At 37.1% G+C, this 20,485-nt stretch carries 11 protein-coding genes; 1 reads left to right on the top strand and 10 read right to left on the bottom strand.

All coding sequences use genetic code 11. From position 1 onward, the window contains the following. Positions 1-134: 134 nt before the first annotated feature. The 8 genes from ABEB23_RS11750 to ABEB23_RS11715 all read right to left on the bottom strand — a co-directional run bounded on the left by ABEB23_RS11750 (position 135) and on the right by ABEB23_RS11715 (position 15,970). A complete protein-coding gene (locus tag ABEB23_RS11750) occupies positions 135-2,138 on the bottom strand; it encodes a glycoside hydrolase family 97 protein (protein ID WP_348812797.1) in 2,004 nt (667 codons plus the stop codon). A 93-nt stretch (positions 2,139-2,231) separates the two neighbouring features. Next, a complete protein-coding gene (locus tag ABEB23_RS11745) occupies positions 2,232-4,631 on the bottom strand; it encodes a glycoside hydrolase family 31 protein (RefSeq protein ID WP_348812796.1) in 2,400 nt (799 codons plus the stop codon). Between the two features lie 76 nt (positions 4,632-4,707). Next, a complete protein-coding gene (locus ABEB23_RS11740; RefSeq protein WP_348812795.1) occupies positions 4,708-7,194 on the bottom strand; it encodes a glycoside hydrolase family 2 TIM barrel-domain containing protein in 2,487 nt (828 codons plus the stop codon). Between the two features lie 255 nt (positions 7,195-7,449). Further along, positions 7,450-8,310 carry a hypothetical protein gene (locus ABEB23_RS11735; RefSeq protein ID WP_348812794.1) on the bottom strand — a complete coding sequence of 287 codons (861 nt, stop codon included), beginning with the start codon at positions 8,308-8,310 and terminating at the stop codon, positions 7,450-7,452. Between the two features lie 119 nt (positions 8,311-8,429). After that, positions 8,430-10,007, bottom strand: a complete 1,578-nt coding sequence (locus ABEB23_RS11730) for a RagB/SusD family nutrient uptake outer membrane protein (RefSeq protein ID WP_348812793.1) — start codon at positions 10,005-10,007, stop codon at positions 8,430-8,432. A gap of 12 nt (positions 10,008-10,019) precedes the next feature. Then, positions 10,020-13,106, bottom strand: a complete 3,087-nt coding sequence (locus ABEB23_RS11725; protein WP_348812792.1) for a SusC/RagA family TonB-linked outer membrane protein — start codon at positions 13,104-13,106, stop codon at positions 10,020-10,022. A 48-nt stretch (positions 13,107-13,154) separates the two neighbouring features. Continuing rightward, positions 13,155-14,477: a xylose isomerase gene (xylA, locus tag ABEB23_RS11720; RefSeq protein WP_348812791.1), complete on the bottom strand. Its 1,323-nt coding sequence runs from the start codon at positions 14,475-14,477 to the stop codon at positions 13,155-13,157. Next, entirely contained in the window at positions 14,477-15,970 is a 1,494-nt protein-coding gene (locus ABEB23_RS11715) for a xylulokinase (protein ID WP_348812790.1), read from the bottom strand. The genes xylA and ABEB23_RS11715 overlap by 1 nt, the downstream gene beginning before the upstream one ends. Before the next feature lie 389 nt (positions 15,971-16,359). Between ABEB23_RS11715 and ABEB23_RS11710 the strand changes: the two genes are divergently transcribed. Next, complete coding sequence (locus tag ABEB23_RS11710; protein WP_348812789.1) at positions 16,360-17,079, top strand: NUDIX hydrolase; 720 nt, start codon at positions 16,360-16,362, stop codon at positions 17,077-17,079. A 176-nt stretch (positions 17,080-17,255) separates the two neighbouring features. Here the strand turns inward: ABEB23_RS11710 and ABEB23_RS11705 are convergent, their stop codons facing one another. Both ABEB23_RS11705 and ABEB23_RS11700 read right to left on the bottom strand, forming a co-directional pair. After that, positions 17,256-18,107, bottom strand: coding sequence for a fumarylacetoacetate hydrolase family protein (locus tag ABEB23_RS11705; protein WP_348812788.1), 852 nt, complete (start codon positions 18,105-18,107; stop codon positions 17,256-17,258). Between the two features lie 380 nt (positions 18,108-18,487). Then, positions 18,488-20,173: a sodium/sugar symporter gene (locus ABEB23_RS11700; protein WP_348812787.1), complete on the bottom strand. Its 1,686-nt coding sequence runs from the start codon at positions 20,171-20,173 to the stop codon at positions 18,488-18,490. Between the last annotated feature and the right edge of the window lie 312 nt (positions 20,174-20,485).

Genomic DNA, 20,485 nt, shown 5'->3' with positions numbered 1-20,485 from the left:
TGAAAACACAAATAGTCTTGATTAATGCAGAATTGCGTGAGGGATGGCAGTGGAGCTCTTTTTATTGTCCCATTTTTTATGGGACAATAAAAAAGCGGGAACGTACAGCCCGACCCTTGGGGCACGCCCAAACTCTAAAGTTTTTTGAATCGGATGGCCGTTCCTCCTGCCCCGCCCAAATGCAATTTCAATACATCCGAGGCTTTTACTGTTTTTTTGGAAATAGCAACCGCTGATGGATTGTGTGTTTCGTCGGTTCCTTCGGCATCAGCATAAATTTGAGCTTCGTAAGTTGCTTTTGGATCTAAGAATGATAATGAAACTGTCAATTCTCTGCCTTTTTCATTAGTCATACTTCCTAAATACCAATCCTCACTGTTTATATCTTTACGAACTGTGGTTAGGTATTCACCAATTTCTGCATTCAACACCTTGGTGTCTCTCCAATCTGCAGGAACATCTTTTAAGAATTGATAAGCAGGAACGTTATAATTTTCTGGAAGATCAGCCAACATTTGAATTGGCGAATAAAAACACACATACATTGCTAATTGTTGTGCAGTTGTACCGTGTACTCTTTTCCCCGGATAACCTTGTTTGATTTCAACATCCAAAACCCCAGGTGTATATTCCATTGGCCCGGACAACATTCTTGTAAATGGTAAAATAACTACGTGATTTGGCGGATTTCCTTCGCTCCATGCATTGTATTCCTGTCCGCGAGCAGCTTCTCTGGCCAACATATTTGGATAGGTTCTTCTTTCTCCTGTATCTTTTATTGGCTCATGATAGAAAACGGCCAAATCATATTGTGCAGCTTTTTCCAAAACATATCTGAAATAGTTTACTCCAAACTGTCCATGGTGCCATTCTTTCATATTTAATTTTGAACCCACGTGTCCAATTTTCACCGTGTGAATTCCTAATTTTTTGTACAAAGCAAAACCTTCATCAATTTGTTTCAAATAGTTAATTAAATTCGATCCTGTTTCATGATATCCTATAAGTTCAACACCTCTTTCTTTACCATATTCAACCACTTTTTCCAAATCAAAATTATCAGCAGGTTGTGTAAAACTAAACATGTGCATACGGTTTTCATACCAAGCAGGTGTCCAACCTTTGTTCCAACCTTCGATCAATAAATGATGTAAACCTTCTTTGGCAGTAAAATCTATATATTCTTTTGCATGAGCGGTTGTTGCTCCTTGTTTATCCCCTTCCCAAAAAGTATATTTCCCGATGTGCATTGCCCACCAGATTCCGAAATATTTATACGGTTTTACATAAGATGGATTCCCCATTTTGTTCGGTTCATTCAGATTTAAAATCAAATAAGAATCGATTAAATCACCTGATTTTTCACCTATTTGGATGGTTCTCCAAGAAGAAGTAAAGGTATCTTTGACACGAACTTTAACTCCATCTGCCCAAGGCACTAGGTCAGTTTTTAATTGTGTTCCCGTGTTATTCACCAATGTTGTACTGGCATAATCAATCAGATTTGCTTCATGAAAACTCAATTTCAAACCGCTTTTGCTTTCGATTGTCAATGGTGTATGAACAGTGTCTATGGCATTTATACTTGAATTTTGATACAAGTACTCATAACGATTTTCTCTGTAAGCGGGAATCCACCATGCTTTTCCTTCTTCTTTCAGATTAAAAGTCGTCTTTTCATCCATGATAAAAATACTGTCTTTTGTCCCTTGTTTAGGATACACATATCTAAAGGCAACACCGTCATCGAAAGCACGGAACTGAATTTCGAGTTGACGTTTTTCTTTGTTTTTTTGTTGCAATTTCACCACCATTTGATTGTAGTGGTTTCTAATTTTTTTCTTTTCTCCCCAAACCTGTTCCCAAGTCTCATCAAAAGTGGAATTCTCAACTTTAACAACCTCAAAATTTTTGCTTAAATCATCATTGTTTTTAAGCATAAAACCCATATCGGATGGCGTAATCACCTGAGTTTTTCCATGAGTAACCGCATATTTTGGTGCGCTATCCACCAGTTGAAACTGAATTTTGTTTTTCCCTTCGGGAGAAGCCAGTTCGTAGGTTTTTGTTTTTTTGCCTTGAGCATTACTTATACTTATGGATAGTAATAGAACGGGAAGTATTAGTTTCTTTATCATTGTAATTTATTTTTATGGCTTGATTCATTTTAATTAATCGGGGGCCAGACTTTTCTAAATCCCCGATTAAAAAACTAACCTAACTCAACTCATTTATTTTATCCACTCGGTTTTGAAAGTGGTTTTTCCAGTTAATGGATTTGATGTTGTTTCAAAATTGTTTCCTTTTTTAGAAACTGTAACCGTTTGTACTGCATCTCCTTCTGGCAAAAATACTTTTGCAGTAGCCGTTGTCGTCGCATCTGTAGCATACACTTTTAAAGTTAATTTGCTCCAGTCCATGTCTTTTGTAGACTGTGCCAATCCAATATGAGGAATTGCTGAACCGTCTCTAACCAAAACTACGATTGGAATATCGCCTGCTTTGATTTTGTGCCATCCGCCTTGGTATACTTTTTTAGTTTGGTAGTCAATCCAAGTTCCCGCAGGAAGATAAACATCTCTTTCGGTTACTTCTTCGAATAAAGGAGCGACTAACATGCTGGATCCAAATAAGTATTCATTGTCAACCAACCAAGCGCCTGGATCATTTGGATATTCCAAAAATAAAGCACGCATCATCGGCAATCCTTTTTGAGAACTTTCTTTGGCTTGCGCGTAGATATAAGGCATTAATTCGTAACGCATATTATCGGCGTTTCTGAATCCTTCCAAAAAGTCTTTGCTGTACAACCAAGGTTCTCTTGGAGGCTCACCATGACTTCTCACATGTGAGGTTAACATCCCAAACGGTGCCCATCTTCTGTATAAATTCTCAGGTGATTTGGTTGCAAATCCTCCTACATCATGACTCCAGAAACTGAATCCGCTTAATCCTAATGACAGTCCTCCTCTTAATTCGGCTGACATTGCACCATTCGTTGTTTCGGCATCACCACCCCAATGTAATGGATACCTTTGGCTACCTGCCCAAGTACTTCTTGCCCAGATTAAAGTATATCCTTTTTCTTTTTGGGTAATTTCGGCAACAGCTTTGTTGTAACGCAATGGGTATAAATTGTGCTCATAGAAACCAGTACGACCAGAATTGTAAATTCCGTCTGGTGGTGCAGCTTCTCCAAAATCCACTTTGAATACAGAAACTCCTTGGTCAAATAAATGTTTCAATTTGGCTTGATACCAAATAACTGTCGCTGGATTCGAGAAGTCCAAAACAGCATCTTCATAAGGCAAATTTCCTTTACGGTCTCTTACCGCCAGGTTTTTGTCCATGATTTCATTGAACAAGGTGTTTTTTGGAGAAAAATATGGTAATTGCCATAAACACACATGGAAACCATCATCTTTCATATCCGACATCATTTTCACTGCATCCGGGAAACGCTCTTTAGAAAATTCATAATTATTTCTCCAGTCCACATCAAACCAGCCAGTATCAAAGTGAATGACATCAGTTGGGATTTTATATTTACGTAGATCTTTAGCTACTTGACGCCCTTCATTTTCCGAAAAATAAGTGATACGACTCATCCAAAAACCAAATGACCAAAGTGGTGGCATTGCAGCTTTTCCTGTCAAATTGGTATATTCATCCAATATTTCTTTTGGTTCACCAATGAAGAAAAACAAATCGGCTTCATCATCACCAATATACATTTCATTGGCACTAGCGTAATATCTTCCAAAATCAACAGTGATAGGAGTAGAATGATGCATAAACACCCCATAACCACGGCTACTCATATAAAACGGAACAGGTTTGTACATGGTTTCGTTTTGGATTCCATTGGCATCATCTGTCCATAAAACCACTTTTTGTCCGCGTTTATTGAATTGGGTGAATGATTCCCCACAACCAAATATTTTTTCGTCCGGCTCTAAACTGAACGCGGCTCCCATGCTTCTGGAATAATCGCTGTTTCTGCGCACATAGGAAAATGGAAGTGTTGGTGTGTAGGTATTTTTAAAATCGGAATCGTGTAATGTACCGGTTAACAATTTCCCTTTTTCATCGTAAATTTTTACGTGCCAAGGTTTTGTTTGAATTTCAACCGAGCCATGTTTGCTGGTAAATTTATAACCGCCTTCAATTTTAGAATATTTCCATAACTCCGGGTGATTAGGAGCCACTCCATCAACCAACATTAAGGATTCTTTTTCAGGGCGAAATTGCGGTCCTGAAGTAGTTTTTATTCTCAAAGTTCGGTCTGAAACAAATTGAATTTGGAAAGGCAATTCGGGAGAAACCGCATATTCGGTCGCCGGAAACTCATTGGCAGGAACTACCCCCGGTTTCATCATCATATTGTTAAAAGCCTGGCGGGTTTGATAAGTATTCCTAATGTATTTTACTGTTCCTTTTCCTGTTTGAGGGTCAAAATTGGTAAGTTCATCAGCAAAATAAAAGGTGTTCAGATAATTCTGAAAATCTTTACTGATATCGATCGGTGCATTCAAAACATCTGCATTTTGTATTTGGGCAAACCCCTTAGGAGTTACAAAAAGGCCAAACACCATGAATATGGAAAGTGGTATTAATTGTCGTTTTTTCATCGTTGTTAGTTTTTATTTTTTAGTTGATTTGCCAAACCCGACAGATTTTAGAAACCTATCGGGTTTGAACATCTCTTTATTTAACCGTAATTATTGTTGTACTGCTTTTCAAACCACTGGCACTGGCTGTCAATTCCAATTTTTCTGCTTTTTCTCCTGCCTGAATTACAACGAGGCATTTTCCGTTAAGAGCTGTGTGTCTGTCGCCTTTGTAGGATTCATGACTTACTGGGTCACCGCTACAAACACCTACAATTTTTCCGTTCCCTTTTAATGAAAATTGAATTTCGTTATTGGCATTTGGCGAAAGCACCCCATTTGCATCGGTAATATCAACCGTTACAAAAGACAAATCATTCCCGTCTGCTTTGATTGTTTTTCTGTCTGCGGACAATTTTAAAGTTGCAGGAGCTCCAGCTGTTTTGATTTCTTTTTCTAAAACTGTTTTACCATTTTTACGAGAAATTGCTTTTAAAGTTCCTGCCTGAAACGGAACTCTCCACATAATGTGCAAATCGTCTCCTTCTTTCTTTTTGGTACCCAATGATTTTCCGTTAAGAAAAAGCTCCACCTCATCGGCATTGTTGTAATATGCCCAAACATCCACGTTTTGACCTGCTGTCCAGTTCCAATGTGGAAAAAGGTGCAGCACCGTTTTATCAGTCCATTCACTTTGGTACATATAATAAACGTCTTTTGGGAAACCGGCTAAATCTACAATCCCAAAATAAGAACTGATTGACGGCCATTCGTAAGGTGTTGGTTCACCAATATAATCGAAGCCTGTCCAGATGTACATTCCCGCAAGGAAATCGTGTTTTTTCATCACTTTCCAAGTCGCTTCGTGGGTAGAACCCCAAGGTGCCTGAACCTGATCGTAAGCAGATACTGTATTGCCAGGATTTCCATCCGTAAATTTAAGATCCCATCTTACCGGCCATTTCTTAATGACATCCGAAACGGCATCGTAATATCCACGGGTTTCTAGGGCCGAGGTGGTTTCGGTTGCTATGAAAGGTACATTAGGGAAATTTTTTTGATGGTGTTCAAAAGTTTGATGGGCATAATTGTAACCAATAATATCCAAAGCTCCCGAAGTTGCTAATTTATTGAAATAGGTTTTAGACTTTTCAAATTGCAGAGTGACCGCATCAATATCCATATTAACGGCCGGATTCATTGCAGCAGTAACCAAACGTGTAGTGTCTAATTTTTTTACGATGGCGGCCAATTCTTTGGCTATTACTACGCCTTCATCGCTCCATTGTTCTGGAATTTCATTTCCGATACTCCACATAAATATACTCGGATGATTGCGATCCCTAAGAATTTGATCCTCCAAGTCTTTGACATGCCATTGATCCCAGTCAAGACTGTAATCGTATTTGGTTTTTGCTTTTTTCCACATATCAAAAGCTTCGTCCATGACAATGAAACCCATTTTATCGCAAAGATCTAAAAGCTCCGAGGCTGGAGGATTGTGAGAGGTTCTTATACCATTTACTCCCATGTCTTTCATGATTTGCAATTGGCGTTCAATGGCTCTGGTATTAATCGCCGATCCCAATGGTCCTAAATCATGGTGCAAACAAACACCTTTAATTTTGACTTGTTTTCCGTTTAAAATAAATCCTTTATTAAGGTCAAATTTAAAATCTCGAATTCCAAAAGTGGTTTTGTATTCCTCCACAATTTTATCATCCAAACTAATTTCTGTGACAGCCGTATATAATTCCGGTTTTTCTACAGTCCATAGTATTGGATTATTAACCGTTGCTTCTTGTTTGATGGTTTGAGTTGCATTGGCATTGATGCTAATCTTTTGATTAACCGAGGTGATTTTTTTACCGTTGCTGTATATTGTAGTAATCACCAGAGCATCTTTTGCAGTTGCATATTGGTTTTTTACTGTAGTTTCAAGATTAATGGTTGCGCTTTCAGAGCTGGTCTTTGGCGTCGTAATATAAGTTCCCCATAGGTCAACATGGAGTTTGTCTGTTGTTTCCAACCATACGTTTCTAAATATTCCCGATCCGGAATACCAACGTGAATTAGGCTGTTTTGAATTGTCAACTTTGACGATAATTTCATTGCTTTTATCTCCATAATTCAGATACGGAGAAAGGTCGTATTGAAAACCTATATATCCATTTGGACGTTTGCCAAGATAATGTCCGTTAATCCAAACTTCACTGTTTCTATAAACACCATCAAATACTATTGATGTAATTTTTTCTTTGTTTTCAAGCGCTACTTTAAAAGTCTTTTTGTACCATCCTAAGCCGCCATTCAGAGCACCACCTCCATAACCTGCTGGGCTTTTTTCATCAAATTTACCTTCAATACTCCAATCATGTGGCAAATTTAGTGTTCTCCATTCAGTAGAAGCATTTATGGTATCCTTGTCTTTTATACTGTCGTTCAAATGAAAATTCCAACCCGAATTGAATGCCACTTTTCTGGAATTGAATATAGTTTCCTTTTCTTTTCCAGTATAGGACATTACTAAGATTGTTATTCCCAACAGTGCCAACGTTTGTATAAAATTGCTTAAATATTTCATTTTTTTATAGTTTATAGATGATTTGTGAAATACTATAAATATACCGATAAGTGCACCGGGAGCAAAGCTCTCCCTACCGGTATGTTAAGTTTTATTTATCCGATAAGCCTCATTCTCGCTTTTAAACTTATTCCTTTTAAGGAAATGGTATCGAGAGCAGTTGCGTCTTAAAAAACAAACTGACTCTCGACACGCAAACCTTGTTTAAAAACTTAAAATAACTAACCTAATTTTAAATTTCATTCACAAATTAATCTAATTTGAAACTGGCTTTACTTTGTAATTAAAAATAATTTGGCAATTTCCTTCTCCCGTTCTACTTTGGTCTCTAACTACTGAAAGTCGCATTTGATTGTCATTAATCTCAATAACTTTAATACTTGTCCAGTTACTTACATCCGGATGATAATCTCCACCGTAAAGTAATTCAGGTCCTCCACTAAAAACTAATGCATCCTTAGCTATATCTAAATTAAAAACCCCAGTTTTAGTAGTTTGCTCCATACTGTTTAAAGCTGTTTGCACCACTTTCACATTGTATCCGCCATTAAGATCAAAAGTCATTTCACCCCAATCTTTCATTGCCATAGACCAACTTTGATACGATCCTGGAATCCACCACCAGTCTCCTGAGTAAGGTGCCGGACCAACAAAATTCAAAGCTGCCCAAGCAATAGGGTCGTTCATATCTAACTCCCAGGTTTTCCCCTCTTCACCGTTGGTAAGTTTTGCCCATGTAGGATCGCTAAAATAGGTTGGATCATTCTGATCTACTGTTACTGTTACAGGATCTGCATATACTGCCCCTCCTCTTGTAAATGCAGTAAAGTCAACCGTGTAAGTCCCTGCAAATGGAAAAAAAAGTATTTGCTCATTCGTATTATAATGCCCCAATTCTCCATTTGCATCAGAATAGGACCAATACGGAATAACCGTAGGGTCTAAATTTGTCAATTTTACTTCGTTGTTTTTCTCTGGATTTTGTACCACCGAAAATTTAAGCGTTTCTGGAGTTAATGTCAACTCAGGAAGGCTATTACGATCTTCTACAGGTTCACAGGAAAATAGTGTCCCTAGCGCTATTACTGCTACAAGTGCATATAGTTTACGTTTCATATATGTTAAATTTATTTGTTAGTGGTCATATATGGTATCGCCCTTTTATTTATTGATGTTTGCTTGCGCAAACTTGATGTGAGAGGCGATTTCATAGTTTTCCTTTTTAATAGTTAAAATTACCAACCAGGGTTTTGTGACATCGTCCCGTTTGAAAGTATGATTTGAGATTGAGGTAATGGGAACCAACCCAATGTTTCTGTTCTGAAAGTCACATTAAACTGAGAATCACTATCCACATTATCAATAGCCGCTTTAGCCACATCAGTACCTTGTCTGATCAGGTCAAAATAACGTTGTCCTTCTAAAGCTAATTCTAAACGACGCTCATTCATAATAGCTGTTTTAGAAACTGTCACACGGTGTGTGGCATCTTGATAAGCACGGTCACGCACTCTGTTAAGCAAAGTTTGAGCAAGTCCGTCATTAGTTCCTAAATTAAGTTCCGCAGCCATTAAGAGTACATCCGCAAAACGAATTACAGCTAAATCCTGGTAATTATCTATTTGGAAATTCCCACCATTGGCTTCCACAATTGCTGTCCCTGCTTCATTGGTAATTGGGCAATATTTTTTCCAAGCATAACCTGTATATTGACGTTGCTCTCTGGTCAGTGGATCAAAATCTAAACCTTCTCCTTCGAAATCAATGATTGTAGCGTCTCTACGAGTATCTCCTACTCCATAAGCATTATACAAATCCGGGTTAACCGTAGCACCACCCCATCCTGTTGCGTAGCGTCCTATACTTCCTCCACGAGGAGCAATAAGTACTTGGAAACGGTTTCCTTCATGAAGATTCCAATCCCCTTTACCCGATCCGTTAAAACGAATCGCCCAAACCATTTCGGTATTATCTTCGCCTGCAAAGTCTTCCAGAGAAGCGGCAAGCCACAAGTGAGAAAAATCAGCAACCAGTCCGTGGCCACTATTACTAACCACATCATTTACATAAGTTACTGCTTCTGCTTTGCTGATAACACCTGCTAAATCTTCTTTACCATAATAATCCGTGTAGAATAAAAAAGCTCTCGCTATGTATGCTTCCGCAGCCCATTTTGTAATACGCCCGTAATTCGCATTTCCTGCTTGCGAGTAGTTTTCATTACCCAAATTATCCGCAGCAAATTTTAAATCGTTAGCAATTAAAGCATAGGTTACTTCTGGAGCAACTCTCGGAGAATACAATTCGTTTGAAGTAAGTGTTTTGTCCAGCGCTACCACATCTCCAAACATTTTAGCCAATTGAAAATGAAAATGGGCTCTCAAAAAACGGGCTTCTGCTTCGAATTTTGTTTTAAGGGCGGTATCTGTTCCCCAATCTACTTTGTCTAAATTTTCTAATAGAATATTCGCTCTGTAAATCCCTTGGTAAGGTGTTTTCCAAGCCTCTTTATTCATGTCTTTGTCTGAAACATATAAGAAACGGTCCCATTCTAAATCTCCTTGACCATCAGCAATTCCATATCCTCCAAAACAATCATCCGAAGCTTGCTCACTGATCAATAAAGGCCCGCCATACGCTTCACGTTGTAAGATGTCATAAATTGCCACGAGTCCTTCATAGGCGTCCTTTGGCGTTTTATAAAAATTCTCGGTTACTTTTTCAGTATAAGGTTCGTTTTCCAAAAATTCATCGGAACATGCCCCTAGTACGAATAAGGTCGAAACTGCAAATAATTTTATATATTTTTTCATCGTTATCATTTTTTAAAAGTTAACATTAAGACCCATCATGTATGTTCTAGGCTGTGGATAGTATCCTACGTCAATACCTCTTGCCCATGATTGGTTTGAGTTTCCAAATCCAATCTCAGGATCCATTCCTTGGTATTGTGTAAACGTAAACAAGTTGTTTGCCGCTACATAAAGTCTGAATTTGCTGAAGAACCCAAGGTTGTTTGTCAATTTTGTCAAATCGCAACCCAAAGTAGCCGTTTTAATTCTGAAAAAATCAGCATTTTGAATATATAAATCAGAGAATTTAGTATAATTTCCATTAGGATCTGTACCATAAGTAACTCTTGGAATTGAGTTTGAAGTACCTTCAGTAGTCCATCTGTCTAAGATACTTGTCGTGTAGTTATTATAAGCACGGGTATAATCATGAACTCCAAAAGCATTTTGGCTTCCTGCCACACCATAAGTGTATAAAGAGAAATCAAAAGCTTTATAAGAAACTTCTAAATTGAAACCATATGTGAAATCAGCATTTGGATCCCCAATTTTAGTTTTGTCATTAGCATCAATTTTTCCATCACCATTTAAGTCAACAAAACGAACGTCTCCCGGTTGTGCATTAGGCTGAACAGAAGTAAGTTCAGATGCATTTTGAAAAATTCCGTCTGTTTTTAATCCGTAGAAATATCCAATCGGTTGTCCAACTTCTACTCTGTTCATCTCATCCAAACCTTGGAACAACAAGTTTGTATCCCCATGAATAATTCCTTCTGCATTCGCAATTCGAATTACTTCGTTTTCGTTGAAAGATGCATTGGCATTTGCAGAGAAAGTCCAATCTTCTCCAAAATTTGTTCGGTAACCTAAACCAAATTCTAACCCTTTGTTATTGATATCACCACCATTGATAAAAGGCGCTGTAGCTCCTGCAATATCCGGAACCGAAGCTTGTACTAACCAATCTTTGGTCGTTTTGTCATAGTAGTCAAATGTGAAAGTCAAAGAAGAAAACAAAGTAAGATCAAAACCTAAATCCAATTGTTCTGAAGTTTCCCATTTTAAATCTGGATTAGAAAGCGCATCCGGACTAGATCCAACTTGTAATGTTTCATCAGTTGTACCAAAATGGTAGCTCTTATCATAAGAACTTATTGTTGACATATAAGCAAATTGTTCCGCAAATTGGTCATTTCCGTTTTGTCCCCAACTCGCTCTAATTTTAAGACTTTTGACAACATTGTTTTCTGGGAAAAAGCTTTCACGGTCAACATTCCAACCAGCAGAAAACGCTGGGAAAACTGCATATTTATTATTTGGTCCAAAGTTCGAAGAACCGTCTCTACGTATTGTAGCTGAGAACAAATATTTATTATTGTAATCGTATAATAAACGTCCAAAATAAGATTGAATCGAGTAGTCATAACGACTTCCTGATACCGTATTTGAAGTTTGGTCTGTAGCATTGCTCAAATAAGCATGTGCAAAATCATCAAAATTCAAATTTTTACCAGTAGCACTCATGTATTCTGAAGTGTTTTCTTTAGCAGATGTACCTACCAATACATCAAAATGATGTGCATCATTGATAGACGCTTTGTATTGTAAAGTATTCTCGAATAACCAACCCAATCCTTTATTTGCACTTTGTGTTACATTGGATACGGTGTTATTTGTGTTTGAAGAAAGAGAATAAACCGGAACATAAGAACGGTATGTGCTATTTGTAATATCAACACCAAAACTGGTTCTGAATGTAAAGTTTTTCAAAAATTTTGCTTCTGCAAAAATGTTACCTACATAACGGTCAATTTTGTTTTCATTGAAATTATTATAATACAAAGACCCTAAAGGATTGCTGATATCTGATGAAATAACAGAATGTGCAAAATCACCATTTTCATCATAAGCTGCATCTATTGGAGCCGCATTTAAAAATCCTCTGATACTGTTACTGTAAATTCCATCATCAGAAACACCGCTGCTTTCGATATTGGCATAAGAAAAATTCTCTCCAATTTTTAAATGATCTTCGATAACCTCAGAAGTTGAATTCACATTGAAAGTAATACGCTCGTATTTGGATTGATTGGTTTGACTACCAATAAGCCCGTCTTGACCATAATAAGATAATCCTGTGGCAAGAGTTGATTTTTTATCTCCGCCAGTAATCATTAAAGAGTGATTTTGTTTCATCGCACCTTCATTAAACAAATCGTCTTGCCAATCATGATTCGGGAAAGCAGCAATTTGTTGCGGTGTGTACAAAGGTGATAAGCCTGAATTTACACGTGATTCATTCACAATAGTCGTGTACTCTTGCGTGTTCAATAAATCTAATCTTTTTGCTATTTGTTGGTAACCTGTATAGCTGCTTAAAGCCACATTCATTTTTCCGTCTTTTCCTTTTCTGGTTGTAACCAATACAACACCATTGGCAGCTCTTGCTCCGTAAATAGAGGCCGCAGCTGCATCTTTCAGGATATCGACTCTCTCAATAGAGGAAGGATCCAAGTATCCGATACCGTTATCTACCACAACTCCATCCACCACATAAAGCGGTGAATTGTTTCCTGCTGTCCCGACACCACGGATGTTTATGACCATTCCTGCTCCCGGTTGACCAGAAGTAGAAGTAACATTAACCCCCGAAGTTTGTCCTTGCAAAGCATTAACAACATCTGCACTGGCTACATTTTGAATATCTTTGGCTGATACAACTGAAGTGGCAGCTGTGGAAACTTTCTTTTTCTGAGTTCCGTAACCAATGACTACTACTTCTTTAAGATCAGCTGTTTCAATTTGCATAACAACATCGATTGAATTTCTGTTGTTTACTGAAATACGTTGCGTTTTATAACCCACAAAGCTGAATTTTAAAGCGCCATCTGATTTTACATCGATTTTATAATTCCCATCAAAATCTGTGGTGGTACTGCTGTTAGTCCCTTCTACAATAACACTCGTGCCGGGAATACCCATGCCATCACTGCTAGATGTTATCTTTCCGCTTACAGAAAGGGTTCGCTGTTGCGCAAAACCTGATTGCATCATGAAAATGCTCAACAGGATTGTCATACAAAAGGGAAGCATTGTCGAAGTACAATATTTTCTTTTCATAATAATTAAGGAATTGGTTAATTTGTTTAGTTAATAATAGTTTTAAGGTTAATAGGCATTTGCAATAATTTGCTCAAATAATTCTTGTTTACCGCTTATCCTTTGTGGTTCTCCTTTAGCACGTGCCAATTCACTAAGCGCTTCCAAAGAGAGTTCTCCTTTTTCATACTTAGCTCCATTGCCACTGTCAAATGATTCGTAACGCTGTTGGCGTAATTTTTTATAATTTGTATTTTGTAAAATATGATCTGCGCAAATAAGACCTCTGGCAAAAACATCCATACCGGCAATATGTGATATGAATTTATCTTCTAAATCGATTGAATTCCTTCTCACTTTAGCATCAAAATTGATTCCACCACCCTGAATTCCGCCACCTTCCAAAATCACCAACATAGCTTGTGTAATTTCATACACATCAACAGGGAATTGATCGGTATCCCAACCATTTTGGTAGTCTCCACGGTTAGCATCAATACTTCCCAACATGCCTGCATCTACTGCCACCTGTAATTCATGTTCGAAGGTATGACCAGCAAGAGTAGCATGATTCACTTCTAAATTCAATTTGAAATCATCTTGCAATCCGTATTTATTCAAGAATCCTAATGAAGTCGCGGCATCAAAATCATATTGATGTTTCATCGGTTCCATTGGTTTTGGTTCAATAAGAAAAGTTCCTTTGAAACCTTGTTTGCGTGCATAATCTTTACAAGTAGTCAAGAATTGTCCCATATGGTCCAGCTCTCTTTTCATATCTGTATTTAAAAGACTCATATAGCCTTCGCGTCCTCCCCAAAAAACATAATTTTCACCTCCTAAAGCAATCGTTGCATCTATGGCAATTTTGGCTTGACCACCAGCATAAGCAAGCACATCAAAGTTAGGATTGGTTGAAGCCCCATTCATGTAACGTGGATTACTGAACAGGTTTGAAGTTCCCCACAAGAGTTTGATTCCTGATTCCTGTTGCTTTTGTTTGGCATATTCTACCATGGCTTGCACGCGGTTTTCAAATTCTGCCAAAGTTGGTGCTTCGTCCACAACATCTACATCGTGAAAACAGTAATAAGGCATCCCTAATTTGCTCATAAATTCAAAAGCGGCATCCATTTTATCCTGCGCTCTTAGAATAGCGTTCTCGTTTTTATTCCAAGAAAAAGTTTCTGTTGCACTACCAAAAGGATCTCCTCCGGTGTTGCATAGGGTATGCCAGTAGGCCATAGAAAAACGCAAATGTTCTTTTAATGTTTTTCCTGCTACCACACGGTTTTCGTCATACCATTTAAAAGCAAGCGGATTATCACTTTCTCTTCCCTCAAATTTTATGGTATCAATGTCTTTAAAATAAGTTTGTTTTGTAGTATTCATTATATTTCGATATTAATATGATTTTTCCATTCCTGATATATATCCTGATATTGTGAAGTCAAAGCAGGATTTGGTTCGATTCGTTCGATGCACTTTAGGCCTTCAAAAGCTTGGTCAAGCGAATCGTAATAGCCATAACCATAGGCTGCTCCACGCGCTGCTCCTTCAGACCCGGAAGTATTGTATAATTCCAAAACCGTTTGAGTTGTATTGGTGAAAATTTCCCTAAAGACAGGGCTTAGAAACAAGTTTGCATTTCCTGCACGCACTACATTACCTGATGCTCCCACAGATTTCATTACGTCAAAACCATAATTCATGGCAAATACAATTCCTTCACAGGCAGATCGGATAAGGTGGCCCGACTGATGGATATTAAAGTTTAAATTTTGAATGCCGGAATTGACATTTTTATTATTGAAGATACGTTCCACCCCATTACCAAAAGGATAAAATCGCAAGCCTTCGCTACCTGCTTTGACCTTGGCAGCTTCAGCATTTAATTTTTCGTATGCAATTAAATCGGGGCTTCCAACCGACATTATTTTACGTAACCATTGGTATAAAATTCCGGAACCATTAATGCAAAGCATTACCCCATTATTTTTTTGAGCTTCAGTATTATTTACGTGCAAAAAGGTATTAATGCGGTTTTCTTTGTCATATATATCTTGATCACTTACTGCATAAACCACCGCAGAAGTACCTGCCGTTGTAGCAATTTCTCCTGGTTTTAAAACATTTAAAGACAATGCATTATTAGGTTGATCACCGGCACGATAGGTTATTTTTACATTCGGATTAAGTCCTAATTCCGACGCGACATCAGCGCTTACAGTAGCCTGATACCCAAAGTTGGGCACGATTTCAGGAATCATTTTTTCAGAAAGTCCCATGGCTTGCAATACTTCAGTCGCCAAACCACCTTTGGTAAAATTCCATAAAGCGGCTTCCGATACCCCCGAAGTACTTATTTGTGCTTTGCCTGAAAGTTTGGCAGCAATAAAATCGCCCGGCAACATCATGAATGCCGCTTTTTGAAAAATTTCAGGTTGATTGGCTTGAACCCATTTTAATTTGGAAGCTGTAAAATTCCCAGGACTTCCAAGTATTTGTTGCTGGCAATACTCTTGACCCATACGGTCATAGGTTTCATTACCAATACTAGCTGCTCTGCTGTCGCACCAAATAATAGAAGAACGAACCGGATTACAATTTTCATCGGTTAATACCAGACCATGCATTTGATAGGCAATTCCAATTCCTGCAATCTTTTTTAAATCGATCTGCTGTTTTGATCCTATAGATTGAATTCCAGTTTTTACATATTCCCACCACTTAGCAGGATCTTGTTCTGCCCAGCCGAATTTAGGAGCCACAATATCCATCTCAAATTCAGGAACAGTTACCGCCGCAACGGTAATTCCTTTATCAGCATCAAATACTGATAATTTTATAGACGAGCTTCCTAAATCAATTCCTAAAAAATACATCTTCTTGTAATTATATGATTAACTTCTTGTTGTTTTTTGTACTTTTGGTCAAACAAACCATAACGTTATGGTTAATTTGACTACAAGTATAAAACATATTTTTCATATTAACAAAAAATTGTAATTAAATATTTGTAATCAATAAAAAATGGAAAATATTTTTATTAATATACTATGTGAAAAAAGGATTTTTATTCGGTTTTTTGCGGGTATAAAAGATTCAAAATATTGAATTTCAACGTATTGAAAATAAATAAATTAAAAAATAAAAAATAATCAGAATTTCGAAGCTAGGATTTGGTTTAATCACAATTATTTTACAAATATCTTATTGAACACGATTCTACTCTTTGAAAAAATATTAATTTAGTACTAAATATTGTAAGGCTATGGGGGATAAAATAATTGACAGGGATTTAATACAAATTGTAGAGCAATCTGCCATGAATGCCATTACTATCGACTGCGTTATATTTGGTTTTGACAATGGAATTCTTGAAGTACTTTTGGTGCAACATGCTGAAGGTATCAGTAAAGGAAAATGGGGACTTCCTGGAGGTTGGATTAAAAAGAAAGAAAGTACCGATAATGCTGCGCACCGTTTGCTGGCAGAACTTACCGGAATGGACAATATTTACCTGGAGCAGCTAAAAGCTTTTGGAGAACCAGACCGTTTTCCGTTGAGAAGGGTAATTACCATCGGATATTATGCTTTAGTAAAAAGAGAAGACTATAATATTAAGGCCGGTTTTACGGCATCTGATGCAAAATGGTATAAAATCAATGAAATACCTGATTTAATTTACGACCATAATGAAATTCTTGCTTACAGCATACAGCACCTGCGAAATAGAGTGCGTCAGGCGCCAATAGGTTTCAATCTGTTACCAGAAAAATTCACTTTATTGCAACTCATGCATCTTTACGAAGAAATATTAGGGATAGAGATGGATAAATCTAATTTCCGCAGAAAGATTCTACACATGAAATTGTTAGTTCCGTTAGACGAAAAACAACAAGATGTTTCCCATAGGGCAGCTCAATTGTATAAATTCGACCCTGAAATTTATGACAAGCTGACCAAGAAAGGATTCAATTTTGAGTTTTAGTCTAAACAAATATTTTTGGGTATAAATCCCATTTAACGGCAAGACCCGATAGTTTAAATGAACTATCGGGTCTTTTTTATGAATTCTGAAAACGCATCGCATTCTTTCCCCAAAATTATTCCTACGCAGATTCGGCAGATTTTTTTTCTTCTTTAGAAATTACGCATCCTCTGCGTTTACAAATAAGCAACCGCCAATTGTTTACTACTCCCTAAACCTTCAATTCCTAATTCGATTACATCTCCAGCTTTAACATATACAGGTTCTGGTTTGATTCCCAAACCAACTCCTGGAGGAGTTCCGGTACTAATCACATCTCCCGGTAAAAGGGTCATAAACTGACTTAGATAATGAACCAAAAAAGGAATTTTAAAAATCAAATTTGAGGTATTACTATCTTGATATTTTTTACCATTTACGGTTAACCACATTGACAAATTATTGACATCAGCAACCTCATCTAGTGTTACCAAAACGGGACCAAGCGGTGCAAACGTATCACATCCTTTCCCTTTTGTCCACTGACCACCACGTTCCAGCTGATAGGATCTTTCGCTATAATCATTATGCAAGCAATAACCGGCAATATAATCCATCGCATCGGCTTCTGAAACATAACTGGCTTTTTTACCAATGACAAAAGCCAACTCCACTTCCCAATCTGTTTTTTGGCTATCTTTTGGAATTACCAGATTATCATTTGGTCCACACAAAGCGGTTGTCGATTTAAAAAAGATAATGGGCTCGTCTGGAATCGGAGCATTCGTTTCTTCGCAATGATCCACATAATTAAGACCAATGCAAACAATTTTGGATGGTCTTGCCACAGGCGACCCTAACCGAATTTCATTACTTATTTCAGGGAATGAAGCACTGTTTTTTAGTTCTTCTTTTAGTTGCGATAAACCGTCATTATCAAAAAAAGCTTCATTATAATCGGCAACAATAGAGGAAACATCTATTCGTTTGTCTCCAATTAAAACACCTGGTTTTTCTTTTCCCGATTCTCCAAATCGTATTAGCTTCATATCTGTAAATTTATTTATTATGGGTACTGCATGTTATCGCCTTTTTAATGTTTGCTTGCAGACTTGTTGTTAATGTCGATTTCATAGACTTATGTTATTCATGCGAACAAGAATTGGAAATCTTTTTTGTGCGATATTGAGAAGAGTCGTTTAGTCCCTAACGGGACAAAAATACGGATGAAATTATTTTTCTACCAATATTTAGTTCCAAACAACCCATTTAAACTGCTGATTCGCATTAACAAGATTTAAATATTTAGTTTAACTATGAATTTTCAGCGCAAAATCCCCCAGGGAACGGGCGCGTTATATCATAAAAAAGTGTGAAACCAAACGAATTCAGTTTCACACTTTTTAATAAACAAATTAATTACTAACTATTACCAGAATTTAGCATACAATGCAAAAATAACTAGCAATGTGATTACGATTAATACAGTCGTTTGAGGTTTTAATTTAAACATTTCTGTATCCAATTCGAATGCTTTAGGATTCACTTTTGGTCCTGCCATACTGATCGCGATCATTATAAGCATTGTAAACATGAATGACAATCCCATACAAATATGGAATGGTATTTCGAATCCACCTTTTCCATTAGCGTAAGCCGTGTACAATAATGTTTCATTTCCAAATAAAGCTGGTGCAAATTCATTGAATAAAACCGATAATAAGAAACCGGCGATTACCCCTACTATTGCAGCAGTACCTGTAGTTCTTTTCCAGAACATCCCAAGGAAGAACATGGCAAATACACCCGGGCTAATAAATCCGGTATATTTTTGAATGTAAGTGAATCCACCTACACCACCAATTCCTAACAAGTCATTCCAAGTAAATAAAACAGCCAAAAGCATCGCTGCGAAAACGGCATATCTTCCGATGTTTACCTGAGCTCTGTCAGTAGCACTTTTTTGAATGTATTTTTTGTGTACGTCTAATGTATAAATAGTAGAGATACTATTTACTTTACCAGCTAACGAAGCAACAATAGCTGCAGTTAAAGCGGCAACAGACAAACCTTTCAAACCTGTAGGAAGGAAGGTTAACATCGCAGAATACGCTCCGTCTTTTCCACCAACTAATTGAGGTAAATGTCCATTTTCATACAAAACGTAAGCAGCAATACCCGGTAACATAACAATAAGCGGCATCAATAATTTCAAGAATCCAGCGAATAAAATACCTGTACGTGCTGTTTGTAAATCTGCTCCCAAAGCTCTTTGAGTAATGTATTGGTTACATCCCCAGTAGTTAAGGTTGATAATCCAGATACCCGCCAAATAAGACATCATTCCCGGGAAAGTTAAATACTTATTAATATCATTTTGAGAAGAAGTCGCCGTTGGTTCCGGTATAATCATTTTAAAATGCTCCGGAGCTTCTCTCATCAATACTTTGAAACCTGCAATAGCGTCCTGACCCACACCAAAGTATTGTCCCACGGTAGTCAAAGCAATATAAGAGGTAACCAATCCACCGATAATCAAAACGGCAACCTGAATTACGTCTGTATAAGCAACCACTTTCATACCTCCTAAAGAGATTAATAAGGCAAAAACTGCCAAACCGATCATGATAGCGTGCAAATATTCGCCGCCTGCTAATCCATTGATGGCTACAGCTCCTAAATATAAAATTGAAGTCAAGTTAACAAACACATACAAGAACAACCAGAAAACAGCCATAATCAAAGCGGTCGATTCGTTATATCTTGTTTTTAAAAATTGAGGCATGGTATAAATCTTGTTTTTTAAATAAACAGGAATAAACCAAACGGCCACGATAATCAAGGCTATAGCAGCAATCCACTCGTAAGCGGCAACTGCAACTCCTAAAAAGAATCCTTCACCACTCATTCCGATAAACTGCTCAGCAGAAATATTAGAAGCGATTAATGAAGCTCCAATAGCCCACCATGTCAGTGTTCCTTCTGCCAGGAAGTAAGCTTTGGCGTCGTGTTCATTTTTTTCACGTTTGCGATAGATGGTATATCCATAAACGGATACCACGATAAAATAGATAATAAATACTGCATAATCTGCAAAAGCAAGGTTTTGGCTCATGGTTCTTTTGGTTTTTTAGAAAATTAATATATTAATGAATACGGGATTGTCGTGTATTATCATTGTTTTAATAAAGCAATTGCACCGTTTTTTTATTTGTTATTCTTTAAAACTACACATCAACATTCTTAGGAAACTATATAATTCCAAATGGAATTAGTTTTAAAATATGATATGTGTTTTAATTTTATTATTATTTTATGAATTATTAAAGTCAAAAGTAAAATAAAAATATTTATTTACACCATTTATAAATGTGTTTTTTACATTTATTCTCATTATATCAGTTAAATCTTAAAAACTAAGCCAAAA

Source organism: Flavobacterium maritimum (assembly GCF_040049085.1).
Taxonomy (GTDB): domain Bacteria; phylum Bacteroidota; class Bacteroidia; order Flavobacteriales; family Flavobacteriaceae; genus Flavobacterium; species Flavobacterium maritimum.
This window is presented reverse-complemented; position numbering and strand designations above follow the sequence as displayed.

What these genes read in the sequence shown, in the direction of transcription:
- ABEB23_RS11730 (WP_348812793.1), bottom strand. Translation starts at nt 10,007, where the DNA reads ATGAAAAAATATATAAAATTATTTGCAGTTTCGACCTTATTCGTACTA.
- ABEB23_RS11700 (WP_348812787.1), bottom strand. Translation starts at nt 20,173, where the DNA reads ATGAGCCAAAACCTTGCTTTTGCAGATTATGCAGTATTTATTATCTAT.
- ABEB23_RS11735 (WP_348812794.1), bottom strand. Translation starts at nt 8,310, where the DNA reads ATGAAACGTAAACTATATGCACTTGTAGCAGTAATAGCGCTAGGGACA.
- ABEB23_RS11710 (WP_348812789.1), top strand. Translation starts at nt 16,360, where the DNA reads ATGGGGGATAAAATAATTGACAGGGATTTAATACAAATTGTAGAGCAA.
- ABEB23_RS11740 (WP_348812795.1), bottom strand. Translation starts at nt 7,194, where the DNA reads ATGAAATATTTAAGCAATTTTATACAAACGTTGGCACTGTTGGGAATA.
- ABEB23_RS11715 (WP_348812790.1), bottom strand. Translation starts at nt 15,970, where the DNA reads ATGTATTTTTTAGGAATTGATTTAGGAAGCTCGTCTATAAAATTATCA.
- ABEB23_RS11725 (WP_348812792.1), bottom strand. Translation starts at nt 13,106, where the DNA reads ATGAAAAGAAAATATTGTACTTCGACAATGCTTCCCTTTTGTATGACA.
- ABEB23_RS11745 (WP_348812796.1), bottom strand. Translation starts at nt 4,631, where the DNA reads ATGAAAAAACGACAATTAATACCACTTTCCATATTCATGGTGTTTGGC.
- ABEB23_RS11705 (WP_348812788.1), bottom strand. Translation starts at nt 18,107, where the DNA reads ATGAAGCTAATACGATTTGGAGAATCGGGAAAAGAAAAACCAGGTGTT.
- xylA (WP_348812791.1), bottom strand. Translation starts at nt 14,477, where the DNA reads ATGAATACTACAAAACAAACTTATTTTAAAGACATTGATACCATAAAA.
- ABEB23_RS11750 (WP_348812797.1), bottom strand. Translation starts at nt 2,138, where the DNA reads ATGATAAAGAAACTAATACTTCCCGTTCTATTACTATCCATAAGTATA.